At 68.7% G+C, this 11,891-nt stretch carries 14 protein-coding genes and 1 tRNA gene; 3 read left to right on the top strand and 12 right to left on the bottom strand.

The genetic code is table 11. The features are described 5' to 3' along the window. Positions 1–42 precede the first annotated feature (42 nt). Positions 43–633, top strand: coding sequence for a c-type cytochrome (locus tag RKE50_RS13265; protein WP_350037042.1), 591 nt, complete (start codon positions 43–45; stop codon positions 631–633). 150 nt (positions 634–783) lie between these two features. Here RKE50_RS13265 and RKE50_RS13260 read toward each other — a convergent pair whose 3' ends face one another. The 12 genes from RKE50_RS13260 to RKE50_RS13205 all read right to left on the bottom strand — a co-directional run bounded on the left by RKE50_RS13260 (position 784) and on the right by RKE50_RS13205 (position 10,444). Continuing rightward, positions 784–1,851 carry an L-threonylcarbamoyladenylate synthase gene (locus RKE50_RS13260; RefSeq protein ID WP_350037040.1) on the bottom strand — a complete coding sequence of 356 codons (1,068 nt, stop codon included), beginning with the start codon at positions 1,849–1,851 and terminating at the stop codon, positions 784–786. Next, positions 1,848–2,009 (bottom strand): hypothetical protein, encoded by a 162-nt coding sequence (locus tag RKE50_RS13255; RefSeq protein ID WP_350037038.1) that lies wholly within the window; start codon positions 2,007–2,009, stop codon positions 1,848–1,850. The genes RKE50_RS13260 and RKE50_RS13255 overlap by 4 nt, the downstream gene beginning before the upstream one ends. Beyond that, positions 2,006–3,082, bottom strand: a complete 1,077-nt coding sequence (locus RKE50_RS13250) for a nucleotidyltransferase domain-containing protein (protein ID WP_350037036.1) — start codon at positions 3,080–3,082, stop codon at positions 2,006–2,008. Before RKE50_RS13250 ends, RKE50_RS13255 begins: the two co-directional genes overlap by 4 nt. Further along, positions 3,079–3,957, bottom strand: coding sequence for an HprK-related kinase A (locus tag RKE50_RS13245; protein WP_350037034.1), 879 nt, complete (start codon positions 3,955–3,957; stop codon positions 3,079–3,081). Before RKE50_RS13245 ends, RKE50_RS13250 begins: the two co-directional genes overlap by 4 nt. 46 nt (positions 3,958–4,003) lie before the next feature. Then, positions 4,004–4,288 carry an HPr-rel-A system PqqD family peptide chaperone gene (locus RKE50_RS13240; RefSeq protein ID WP_350037032.1) on the bottom strand — a complete coding sequence of 95 codons (285 nt, stop codon included), beginning with the start codon at positions 4,286–4,288 and terminating at the stop codon, positions 4,004–4,006. Between the two features lie 12 nt (positions 4,289–4,300). Further along, the gene (locus RKE50_RS13235) at positions 4,301–4,717 is read right to left on the bottom strand and encodes a hypothetical protein (protein WP_350037030.1); all 417 of its coding nucleotides are present in this window, start codon (positions 4,715–4,717) and stop codon (positions 4,301–4,303) included. Between the two features lie 402 nt (positions 4,718–5,119). Further along, positions 5,120–5,196: transfer RNA gene (locus tag RKE50_RS13230), tRNA-Met, on the bottom strand. 74 nt (positions 5,197–5,270) lie between these two features. Next, positions 5,271–5,540 (bottom strand): hypothetical protein, encoded by a 270-nt coding sequence (locus tag RKE50_RS13225; RefSeq protein WP_350037028.1) that lies wholly within the window; start codon positions 5,538–5,540, stop codon positions 5,271–5,273. A 25-nt stretch (positions 5,541–5,565) separates the two neighbouring features. After that, entirely contained in the window at positions 5,566–5,829 is a 264-nt protein-coding gene (locus RKE50_RS13220; RefSeq protein ID WP_350037026.1) for a hypothetical protein, read from the bottom strand. Positions 5,830–6,017: 188 nt separating this feature from the next. Further along, positions 6,018–7,442, bottom strand: a complete 1,425-nt coding sequence (locus RKE50_RS13215; protein WP_350037024.1) for a TIGR03013 family XrtA/PEP-CTERM system glycosyltransferase — start codon at positions 7,440–7,442, stop codon at positions 6,018–6,020. 162 nt (positions 7,443–7,604) lie between these two features. After that, entirely contained in the window at positions 7,605–8,864 is a 1,260-nt protein-coding gene (locus RKE50_RS13210) for a pyridoxal-dependent decarboxylase, exosortase A system-associated (RefSeq protein ID WP_350037022.1), read from the bottom strand. Next, positions 8,861–10,444 (bottom strand): acyl-CoA ligase (AMP-forming), exosortase A system-associated, encoded by a 1,584-nt coding sequence (locus RKE50_RS13205; RefSeq protein WP_350037020.1) that lies wholly within the window; start codon positions 10,442–10,444, stop codon positions 8,861–8,863. Before RKE50_RS13205 ends, RKE50_RS13210 begins: the two co-directional genes overlap by 4 nt. Positions 10,445–10,562: 118 nt before the next feature. Between RKE50_RS13205 and RKE50_RS13200 the strand changes: the two genes are divergently transcribed. Next, positions 10,563–11,360, top strand: coding sequence for a S1C family serine protease (locus RKE50_RS13200; RefSeq protein ID WP_350037018.1), 798 nt, complete (start codon positions 10,563–10,565; stop codon positions 11,358–11,360). Between the two features lie 34 nt (positions 11,361–11,394). Next, a complete protein-coding gene (locus RKE50_RS13195) occupies positions 11,395–11,883 on the top strand; it encodes an arsenate reductase/protein-tyrosine-phosphatase family protein (protein ID WP_350037016.1) in 489 nt (162 codons plus the stop codon). Positions 11,884–11,891 lie beyond the last annotated feature (8 nt).

The raw sequence follows: 11,891 nt of genomic DNA, 5'->3' as shown, positions 1-11,891 counted from the left end.
CCGCTAAAGTAGCGTTAACGTAAACAGTTGAGGAGAGCGCCCATGCGCCGGCTCGGTTTGTGCCTGCTTGCCGCGGTGTTTCCCGCAGTCCTTCCTGCACTGGCTGCGGACCCCTTCGAGGACTTCGAACCGGTCGAGAACGCCCTGGTGGTCGCCGCCCCGGCGCCGGCTCGGGACGGCGACGACCCGGTGGTCCAGCGCGGCCGCTACCTCGTCAACCTGCTCGGCTGCGCCAGCTGCCACACGGACGGCGCGCTCATCGGCGCACCGGAAGAGGCCCGCGCGCTCGCGGGCTCGCAGGTGGGCATCGCCATCTCGGACCCGATGCGGGTCCGCTACCCGGCGGTGGTCTATCCCCCGAACCTCACGCCGCACCCCACGGCCGGCCTGGGCAACTGGAGCGAGGAGGACATCGCGCGCCTGCTGCGCGAGGGCATGAGCCGTCACGGCGGCCGCGCGCTGCCGGTGATGCCCTGGCAGAGCTATGCCCGGCTCGCGGAGGAGGATGCCGTTGCCATCGCCCGCTACCTCCAGCGCCTCGCGCCCAACCCGCACCGGGCGCCCGCGCAGGTGCCGGAAGGCGAGCCGGCGAGCGCGCCCTACGTGCACGTGGGGCTGTACCAGCGGCGTTGATTCAGATGGGGGTTGGCACCGCCGCGAGGTGAGCACCGCGGCTGCTGCCTGCCGGCGGTTAACCGGCCGCTTCCGCTCAGGCTCTCGGACTGCACGGCCGGTTAAAGCCTGACTGGAAACGCCAGGTTGAGACAGCCAGAATTGGCCTGTTCAGCGGTCGACGTCGACCACTCGCCCCTCCGCCGCGCGCAGCAGGCGGTCCCAGAGCGCCGCGCCCAGGCCTTCGCGGCCGAAGTCCCGTACCAGAATGGTATCCATGCCCCGGCGGTCCAGCGCGCGCAGCGCCTCGAACAGCCGCCGGCTGATCGCAGCGTGGTCATCCTCGCCGCCGAGTACCTCGACCGCCGCCCTGTTGGTCAAGCCCTGTTCGGCGAAGGCCTCGGCATCTTCCGCGGCCAGCAGCAGCCCCACGGCGAGCCGCTGCGCCGCGAGCCGCTGTACTTCTTCCTGCATCCGCGTCAGGGTTGCCGCCCGGCTGCCGGTGAACAGCAGCACCCTAGCCCGCGGCGAATAATGCTTGAGCAGCTGCCCGGGCGCATCCGTTCCGGCGTCCTCCGCGAGGTAGCGCGGCGCCAGGGTGGTCTCCGGCAGCACCGCCTGCAGGTCCTCGAGCGTCACGCCGCCGGGGCGCAGGACCACGGGCGCGGGCCCGGTGAGGTCGAGCACCGTGGACTCCACGCCGATGGGCGTGGGCCCGCCGTCCAGCACCAGGTCGATGCGCCCGTCCAGGTCCTCGAGCACGTGCGCCGCCGTGGTCGCCGAGGGCCGGGTGAAGGTGTTGGCGCTGGGCGCACCGATCGGCAGGTCCACGGCCTGCAGCAGCGCTCGCGCCAGCGGATGGGCCGGCATGCGCACGGCCACCGTGTCCCGGCCGGCGGCGATGGTGTCCGGGACCCCGGGGGCGCGCTTCAGCACCAGGGTGAGGGCGCCGGGCCAGAAGGCCTCGGCGAGCGCACGCGCCGCCGGCGGGATGTCGCGGGCCAGCTGGTCCAGCTGCTCGATGCGGGCGATGTGGGCGATGATCGGATCGTTGGCCGGACGCTCCTTTGCCGCGTAGATCCGCCCCAGGGCGTCCGCATCCAGGGCGTTCGCCCCGAGGCCGTAGACCGTCTCCGTGGGGAAGGCGACCAGGCCGCCGGCGCGGAGGATGTGGCCGGCCTCGGCGAGGGCTTCAGGGGTGGGGTGTTCGGGGTCGACGGTGAGGACCCGTGTCTTCATGCGTAGCCCTCCAGAGTGTAGTCCGCAGCATAGCGGTCGGCGGCGCACAGGATAGCAGTCTTGATCGACACCGTGGGTAGAGCGCCGCCGTGCTGACGGCGCGAGCGGTGTTCGGTTTCAGCCCGCCTGCCCCACAGCAGCGGGATCTCTCCTGTCATGCGCCCTCGGTCGCCGGCCCCAGGCGGCGCAAGCCTTTTCGCGCCAGGTGCGGGAGCAGGAGCCAGGGCGGCATGCGCAGCGCATGCCCGCGGACGAACAGTAGCTGCTCGGCGGTGGCGTGAAAGCGTAGCCGGGTGGACGGGTGGTCCGGACGGAAGATCCGCCGAAACAAGAAGTCCCACCACACGGACCGCAGGGCGGCGGCCTTCGGCCGCAGTCGAGCGAGGACTTCCGGCGGCGGACTGATGGCAAAGTGCATGTCGACGTAGCGCAGGCTTAGCCAGAGCGGGGTTTCCAGGTCCATTATGCCGGCGCGCGCTGCCAGGCGGTCCCAGAAATCGGGAATCTGCTCAGAGAACTGCAGAAGCAGGCACCGCTGGTCCCAGAGGTCCCGGAGGGCATGGGGGAATTCGCTCTCGTAAAAGAGGTGTGCTGCGCTGTGCAGGACCATGTCTTCCGCACCGAGCCCTTGGACTCCGGGCACGATCGGCTGCAGTTCCTCGAACAGGCGCTCCGCCGGCAACCGGGGACCGGCCGTGGGCGGGAGAATCGTGTGGTGAACATCCAGCACCGAGCCCCGCGATCGATGTACGAGGGGCGGAATCTCGTGCATCCAGCGACGGTAATAGCGGTCGTCGTAGGTATCCTGCTTGACGCCCTCCCAGCCGGCGCTTTGCAGGGAGCGCTCTGCACGGTCGATGGACGCTTCCGTCACCAGCAGGTCGATATCGGAGATCAGGCGGCCGCGGCTGCAGTCCAGGCCGGCCGCGATGTAGGCGGCGCCCTTCAGCAGAACGAGCGGCTCGCCGAGGGCATTGAAGACGCGGGCGAGGTGGGACAGTTCGTAGGCGAGGTCCCGTTGCTGTTTCTCCTGCGCCAGCACTGCCGACCTGAAATGGCGCCGGGCTTCCGGGGCAAGGTCCTCGAGTACACCCGCTGCCTCGAGGCGAAGCCCGAGCGCGGCCAGCAGGTTCGTGGTCCTCGCCTGCGCCACCAGCAATGTCAGCGCCGCCGTCGAAAGACTGGCTGCGGACCGGGGTTGCCGCAGGGCCTCCAGCAGCACCGGTGTCACGCGTCGGCGTCTCCACGTGCGAGGTAGTCGAACGCGCGCAGCGCCCAGGCCGGGTCCCGGTACTGGAGGTCATAGCAGGGAGTGCCGTCGATCAGGGTCCGCATTGCCTCGAAGCCCGCGGTGCCGAGCAGGCTGTAGTTGAACGCGTGGTAGGCCGCGGTCAGGAAGCTGCTGGTCTTGCTGCGGCGAGCGAGTTGCTGCTCGCCGTCGGCACGATATTGAGGAAACACGATCGCGCGCACGGTGACCGGCGCAGGGTCAAACGTATCGGGGTGCTGGTCCGCTTTCAGGTGCGACACCGTGCCCTTGTGCGTGTCCACGATGGGTGGCCCGAAGATCGCGTCGCCATGCAGTGTTTCGATGAGAGTAATGCTCTCGTTCTTGAGGCTGATGGGGCGGTAGATGGGCGTGACCTCCTTCGTGCCGGGGGTTACCAGCGCGTGCTCGTCAGACAGGACCCGCCAGCCGTTCAGCCCGAGCAGTGCACAGAGCGTACTCTTGCCCGCACCGGGCACACCGGGGAGCACTATGGCGCCTGTTTCCGTGGCCACCACACCGGCGTGGAGCTTGAGGTACTCGTTGCAATGCACGCTGACGCACCAGTTCATACCCCATTCCAGGGTCGCGAAGGCGTGGCGCCGCTCCACGGGTGCAAAATGGTCACGGTGATCGAAGCGGAAGATCGCGCGCGCCGGTCCGCCCGGGCGTCGGCGGACCGGCGAGAGGCTCACATCGAAATCGATGTAGCTGCCAGAGTCGGCCTTCGGGAAAGTGCCGTAGAGAGAGGCCACGGGCGCGGCCAGCTCCGGCAACTCACTGCGGATACGGTAGGTGTACGGGCCGATACGCAGGGCCTGGTCGAGGGCGGGTGCCATGGCGGGAGTATACCGCCGGACTCAGCGCCCGTGGGGAAACCCGCAACTAGTGGGCGCGGCGGATGAGGCCCAGGGCTTCCATTTCCTCGAGCAGTGCGCTGACGTCCACGGACTGCCCCTCGCTACCAGCGGCTCCAGCGGAAGCCGCCAGTTGTTGCTCGAGGCTATCCAATGAGGCGGGATGCTGTGAAAGCTGTGAGAGGAGGGTGGCGGCAGGGCGGGACAGACGATAGGTGTCACCACTTGCCGGGTTGTAACAAACTACGGTGTCCTCGCCCGGGTCGTACAGCAGGGGGGGGTCGGGGCCCGTGAGGGCCCATTGGTTGTTCAAGGAACCGAACCGCTAGTCCTTCCAGTCCTTCTTCTTTTCCTTCTTGGGCTTCTTGCCAATGCCGGATTGCTGCAACGCCAGTGGTTCTGGATCCTGCGGTGGTTGCCGAACGAGGCAGGCCTGGTTGTCGATGTCGATGATCTCGAGGCTGTCATCGCCGTCTGCGCGCGCCTGCAGGTCCTGCGCCGTCCTGACGCCGCCGGTCAACGAGGAAAAGTCGCCCATGTTGAAGGAAGCCCAGGTCGTTGCTGAGACACACTGCAAAACCTCGGGATCCTGTCCCCAGGCGGGCCGGTTGGCGAGCGTTGCTACCGCCGCCGCGCCCATCGCGGCCTTCAGCGCGAACGCGCGGCGGGAGGCTTCCGGCTGCTGTCCCGCGCCGGCCTGCTCCCCATCAACTATCTGGTCGTGCGATTCCACGTCTCTCATTACATCGCTCCCGGGAGTGCCGCGCTTCTTCGCGGGCGCCCCTGTGGTATCCCTCCGGCACCTTAGCCCAGCCGGTAGCTGGCGGCAAAGATATCGCGGTCTTCTGTGACCGTCTTCACAAGCCCTGTTCCAGGCGTGCAGCCTTCGCCCCAGGGGGGGCGTCCGTGCCTACCATGCTTTTCATGTGTGCAGGAGCGCCATGCAAAGAACGTGCAAGGAACGCTCCCATGACAAAAGCTTAATGAAAACAGAGAGTTAGCGTCAGTCGGCAAGTTGCATGGACGCGTGGTGTAAAGATTGGTGACACCCTGGCAGGATGTCACAGGCGAAAGGATACCGTGGTTGGTGGTGAAGCCTGAAGCGCAGAGAAGGGGCCAGCAATTCCGGTCGATACGGGGGGATTGGTAGCTACGGCTGGACTTGAACCAGCGACCCCAGCATTATGAATGCTGTGCTCTAACCAACTGAGCTACGTAGCCATAGTACATTCTGAAGCTGCCCCCTCGGGCAGGGCTGCGAATTTTCACCACTTGCGCTGGGCAAGTCAAGGGCATCACCGGCGGGTTCTCCGGCGCTCGCCCTTGCGCCGGTCCTCGCGGATCAGCTTGCCGTTGATCTTTGCCGGGAACACGATCGAGTCGTTGTTGCGCCGCCGGTCCAGGCCGCTGCGGTAGAGCGCCTTGCGGCCCCGCCCCAGCCTTGGCAGCGGCAGCTGCCGCATGCGGCCGGTGAGGGACTGGTCGATGGCGGCGTAGAGGACGTAGAGGGCAAGCCCCAGCGAGACCGCGGCGGCGATGAGGATCAGCGCGAGGCCGGCATCCACGCGCCATTCCTGCCCGGCCGGGCGGTCACGCGGCGCGCCGCTGGCGGCGGTCGCGGCCCTGGCGCCGGTCTTCGGTGATCAGCTCACCGTCGATGGTGATCGGAAACAGCACAGGCCGTCTGTTCTGGCGCCGGTCCTGGCCGGAGCGCTCCACCCAGTCCGCACGCGCTGCGAATTCCTCGTAATCGTCGTCGCTCACGAAGCGCCGCGCGGCAACCGCAAAGATGTACACGGAAATGATGAGAGCGCCGAGGCCTAGAATGCTGACGACCGAGAGGATCGCGTCCATCAGGGTATTGCTCTCCCGATTGCTTCAGGGGGGTGCTGGTCATCGAAGAGCAAGATGCAGGCCAGCTGCATGTTTCTTCCGTTAAACGAAGGTTACAAAAGCGTGAACCCGCGAACAACCGCCGCGGGTGCGAAAAAACGTAAAGTTTGGTGACACGGCCTGCCCCTTTCGGGGCAGGCAGAAGGCCCTCAGCGTGCGCCCTTGCCGAAGAGGATCACCTCGGCGGTCTGCAGGAGGATCAGGAAGTCGAGGAACAGGCTCTGGTTCTTGACGTAGTAGAGGTCGAACTCGAGCTTGCAGCGGGCGTCATTCACGGAGGCGCCGTAAGGATAATTCAGCTGGGCCCAGCCGGTGATGCCGGGCTTCACGCAGTGGCGCTTGTCGAAGAAGGGAATCTGCTCGGCCAGCTCGCGGACGAACTCCGGGCGCTCGGGCCGCGGCCCGACGAAGGCCATGTCGCCCGCAAGCACGTTGGTGATCTGCGGCAGCTCGTCGATGCGCAGCTTGCGGATGACGGCGCCGACGCGGGTGACCCGGGCATCGCCGGGGGTCGCCCAGCGGGCCTTGCCGTCGCCCTCCGCGTCCACGGTCATGCTGCGGAACTTCTTGACCTCGAAGATCCGGCCGTCGAGGCCGACCCTGCGCTGCCGGAAGATCACCGGCGCGCCGATGCCGTCCTCCCACCAGATGGCGAGCACGGTCGCCAGCATGAACGGCCAGGCCAGCATGAGCAGGAAAAACGCCGCGCCGACGTCGAAGGCGCGCTTGAAGATCGCGTAGAGATTCCCATTGCGGAACCCCTGGGAAAAGATGAACCACTCCGGCTGGGCGTGGTTTACGAGAATCTTCCCGGCCTCCTGCTCGAAAAAGTCGAGGATATCGACCACGTCGACGCCCATGGTGCGGCAGCGCATGAGCTCCTCGCCGGGGAGGAACTCGCGGCGGTCGTCGAGGGCGACCACCAGCTGCTGGACGTCGTTGTCGCGAACATAGTCCGACAGCGGCCGGTCCAGGGTGAAGACCTTGCCCGAGTCGACCGCGGTCTCTTCGCCGCTGAAGCGCAGGAAGCCGTGGATCCTGAAACCGCGCCGGTCGCTCTTGCGGCGCATGCGGTCGATGACCTGCTTGGCGGTCTCGCCGGAGCCGAGCACCAGCACGAGCCGCTTGAAGGCGTCGAGTTCCACGGTGCGGGTGAACAGCGACCGCGTCGCCAGGCAGGCGATGAGTGACATGGTGCCGGCATAGACGAACACGCCGCGCCAGAGGTGCAGGGCCGGCAGGAAGTAGAACAGGGCGGCCATGGCCAGGGTCATCATCGCGAAGGCGCCGAGCGTGCGCAGCAGGATGCCGTTCGGCCCTTCCCGGAGCCGCGGCTGGTAGAGGCCCATGGAGAACAGGGCGGCGCTGGTCATGACGGTGAAGGTCCCGGCGCGCAGCGGCAGCGTCTCCAGGTGGCTGGGGAGCAGCTGGGGCTCGGGCAGGAAATAGAGATAGGAGGCGAGATAGCACGCGCCGAAGAAAAGCACGGCATCCACGAACGCGAGCCAGTAGTAGGCGACGTGGATATGGTGATTGAAGACCCGCGCCGTGCCGAGGAGGGTGCCGGCGTTCATGGTTATTGCTCCTGCGCCGGGATCGGGCCCGACACTGTTCGTATTAAATGCGAGCGGGCTGCAAAAGCTGCTCTGCCGTTCATTCAGCCCGGCTAGTAAACATAGCAGGTCACTGTGACATTGCATGGTGCGTGTCAAAATTTGTGACACGCATCGCAGCGATCAGCCCGTAAGGAAAAATTCCAGTGGCTCGGGGTGGCTGAGGAAGCCGTGGGGGCTTGCGCTGAAGCCGTAAGCGCCGCTCTGGAACACGACGACCAGGTCGCCGATGTCGGCACGGGGCAGCTCCATGCGCTCCGCCAGCAGATCCATGGGGGTGCACAGGGGCCCTACGATGGTGACGGGCTCCCGATCCTCGCTTTCCACCCGGTTGCCGATACACACGGGGTAGTTCTTGCGGATGACCTGGCCGAAATTGCCGGACAGGGCGAGGTGGTGGTGCAGGCCGCCGTTGGTGACCAGGAAGACCTGGCCCCGGGAGACCTTGCGATCGGTGACGCGGGCCACGTAGACGCCCGCCTCGGCGACCAGGTAGCGGCCCAGTTCCATGACGATCGCCGCCTCCGGTAGGGCCCCCCGCAGTTCCTGGACCCGCCGGGCCAGGTTGGCCATGACCGGGCCGAGATCGAGGGGCTGTTCCCCCGGGAAATAGGGCACGCCGAGGCCGCCGCCGATGTTCAGCCAGCGCACGGGTGCCGGCGCCGCCGCAGCCAGGCGCAGGGCCAGCTCCGCGGTGCGGTCGTGGGCCTCGATCAGCGCCTCCGGGCGCAGGTTCTGCGAGCCGGAAAAGATGTGCAGCCCGCGGAAGTCCAACGGCAGCTCGCCGATGCGGGCCAGTACCCCGGGCACCTGCTCCGCGTCGATGCCGAAGGGCTTGGGGCCGCCGCCCATCTTCATGCCCGAGGCCTTGAGCTCGAAGTCGGGGTTCACGCGCACGGCCACCCGGGGCGCGACCGGCGCGCCCGCCGCCAGGGCCGCGACGCGCTCCAGCTCGGTGGGCGACTCGAGAATGATGATCACTCCGGCCGCCACGGCCGCGGCGAGGTCCTCCTCGGACTTGCCAGGCCCCGCGAAGCTGATGTCCAGCGGGTCCGTGCCGCTGGCCAGGGCGGTCGCCAGCTCCCGGGCCGAGGCGACGTCGAGGCCGTCGGTGAGCGCGGCCAGGTGGTTGACCACGGCCTGCAACGGGTTCGCCTTCATTGCATAATGCAACTCTACCCCTGCCGGCAGCACCGCCCGCAGCGCGGTGACCCGCTCGCGCATCAGCGCCCCGTCATAGGCGTAGAAGGCGCGGCCGCCGGCGCGCTCTGCCAGCGCCGTGACCGGTTCACCGCCGACCTGCAGCGTGTTGTCGACCACCGGGAACCGGGTCTGCGGCGGGTGTGCGGGCTTTGCCCGTTTTTGGGGTGACGGCTGGGTCACGAGGCCTCCTCCAGGAACCGGTCGCGGTACTCCTCGGCGAGGGCGCGCCGGTCGATCTTGCCGTTCTGGTTGTGCGGCAGGGCGTCGCGGACCACGATGGCCTGCGGCTGCATGAAGTTGGGCAGCGCCTGCCGGAAGCGCCCGGCCAGGGCTTTCTCGAGGCCGGCCGCGGCGCCGGGCGCCGCCGTGACCACCAGCAGGATGGCCTGGCCGAGCATGGCGTGGGGCAGCCCGAGGGCCGCCGCGCCCGCCACCAGGCCACTCTCGTAGGCGACTTCCTCGACCTCCGTCGGGCTGACCCGGTAGCCGGAGGTCTTGATCATGTCGTCCTTGCGGGCGACGAAGTAGAGGTAGCCCTCCTCGTCGCGGGTGACCTGGTCCCCGGACCAGACCGCGAGCTCGGGCACGGGCAGTGCCGGGTCCTGCCCGGGGCACGGCCGGAAGCGCTCGGCGGTTTTCTCCGGGTCGTTCCAGTAGCCGAGCGCCACCAGGGCGCCGCGATGTACCAACTCGCCGGGTTCGCCGGGCGCGCAAGGGTTGCCGTTGGCGTCGACGACCAGGATTTCCGCGTTCGGGATCGCCTTGCCGATGGACTCGGGGCGCCGGTCGAGCTCCGACGGCGGCAGGTAGGTGGAGCGGAAGGCCTCCGTCAGCCCGTACATGAGGAAGATGTCCGTCGACGGCAGCAGGGCCTGCAGGCGCCGGGTGGTGGCCACGGGCATGGCGCCCCCGGTATTGGTCACGTAGCGCAGCGTTCCGGCGACCTCCTCCGGCCAGTCGAGCTGGACGAGCTGGTTCCACAGTGGCGGCACGGCGGCGAGGCCGGTGCAGCGGTGGCGCACCAGGGCGCGCAGCACGTCTTTCGGCAGCAGGTAGTCCATGAGTACCACCGAGGCGCCGGCGCGGAAGGCGGTGGTCAGCTGTGACAGGCCGGCGTCGAAGCTCAGCGGCAGCACGGCCAGGATCCGGTCTTCGGGCACGTTGGCCAGGTAGCTGCTCACGCTCTCGGCGCCGGCGACGAGGTTGCGGTGCGACAGCACCACCCCCTTCGGCTTGCCGGTGCTTCCCGACGTGTACAGGATTGCCGCGACGTCCCGGTCGATGCGGCGGTGCGGTTCCGCGGGCGGGGCGTCCAGCAGGCGGGGCCAGCCCTGAACCCGGGGGTCCGCCTCGGTGGCGTCGGGCTCGTCCACGAGCAGCACGGCCTGCAGTGCCGGGCATTCCCCGACCGCATCGCGCAGTGCCTGCCAGCGCTGCCGCGAGGTGGCCAGGCAGCGCACCGCACAGTGCGCCAGGATATAGGCGACCTGCGCGGGCTTGAGCGCCGGGTTGACCGGCACGAAAGCGCCGCCGGCGGCGCTGGCCCCGAACAGGGCGATGACCGTCTCCGGCTGCTTGGGGAGGTAGACCGCGACCCGGTCGCCGGCCTCCAGGCCATTCCGCAGAAAACCGTGGGCGGCCGCGTGTATCGCGTCGTTGAGCGCGGCGTAGTTCAGGACCTGGTCGCGGAACAGCAGCGCGGGCGCCGCCGGCTGCCGGCGCGCCTGCTCCTCTACCAGGTGGTGTAGCTGCTCGATCATTCGGTGTCTGCGCCCGGGCGGATTGCGCCGACGGCTCCATGAAGCTAAGGTCTGGCGACTAGTGTCGGCGCCGCGTCGTTCGCAGACAAGCGCCGATGTGGCAGCAGATGTGGAAATTGTGAACTCCATCCCCCGGGACACCGCCATGCGTGCCTGCGTCGCCCTCGTCCTCCTGTTCCTGCTCAGCCCGCCGGGCTGGGCCGCGAGCCTGGCCGATGTCATCGACCGCGTCCGACCCGCGGTCGTCGGCGTCGGCACCGCCTACCCGCCGCGGCAGCCGATCGGCGGCGAGCGGCCCAACCAGCTGCGCGGCACCGGCTTCGCCGTGGGTGACGGCCGGCTGGTGGTCACCAACAGCCATGTGCTGCCCGAGCTGCTCGACTACGAGAACCGGCAGGTGCTCGCGGTGTTCGCCGGCCGCGGCCGCGAGGCGCGGGTGCGCGAGGCGCGCGTGGTCGCGCGCGACCCGGCGCACGACCTCGCCCTGCTGCAGATCGAGGGCGAGCCCCTCGCTACCCTGCCCCTGGGTGACGGCAGCGGCGTGCGCGAGGGTGACGAGGTGGCGTTCACGGGCTTTCCCATCGGCGCGGTGCTGGGCCTGTTCCCGGTGACCCACCGCGGGATCGTGTCCGCCATCACCCCCATGGCCCGCGTCGCGGACAGCGCCCGCGACCTGTCGCCGGCGCAGCTGCGGGGGCGCCGCGAACCCTTCAACGTGTTCCAGCTCGACGCTGTCGCCTATCCCGGCAACAGCGGCAGCCCGGTCTACCTCGCCAATACCGGCAAAGTGATCGGCGTGGTCAACAGCGTGTTCGTGAAGGAATCACGGGAGGCGGTGCTTGAGCGTCCGTCGGGGATCAGTTACGCCATCCCGGTGCGCTACCTGCACGTCCTCCTCGATAGCCTGGCCCCCTGAATGCTGCCAGTGCAGCCATGAAGGAAGGGCGGCGTTGCTAGGCCTGCTCCAGCCACCCAGGCTCCGCGTGCTCATCGTCTGCACGGCCAACGTCTGCCGCTCGCCCCTGGCCGAAGCGCTCCTGCGCGACCGCCTCGGCCGGGTGCCGGCGGGGCGCCGCATCGCGGTCTCCTCGGCGGGCACCCGGGTCGCGGCGCCGGGACGGGCGCCGGACCCGCGGCTCAGGCCCCTGCTCGCGGAGCTCGGGGCGCTCCTGCCGCGAATCCGCGCCCGGCAGGCGACGGGGGCGCTGCTGGCCCGGGCGGACCGCATCCTGGTCATGGAGCAGAGCCACGCTGACGAACTTGCCGAGCTGGCCGGTGGCGAATTGCCGCAGCTATCGCTGCTCGACCCCGCTGGAGACATCCCCGATCCCTATTTCGCGGACGGGGAGACCTTCAGGGCGGTGGCCGGGCAGATCGTTGCTGCGGTCGATCGCCGGGCGGAGGAGTTGCTTGCGTCGCTGGTGCGGGGCAGCGTTTGAGAGTGCCC

Source organism: Pseudohaliea sp. (assembly GCF_040217025.1).
GTDB lineage: Bacteria > Pseudomonadota > Gammaproteobacteria > Pseudomonadales > Halieaceae > Pseudohaliea.
The sequence above is the reverse complement of the archived record's forward strand: the minus strand, read 5'-3'. Positions and strand labels throughout refer to the sequence as shown.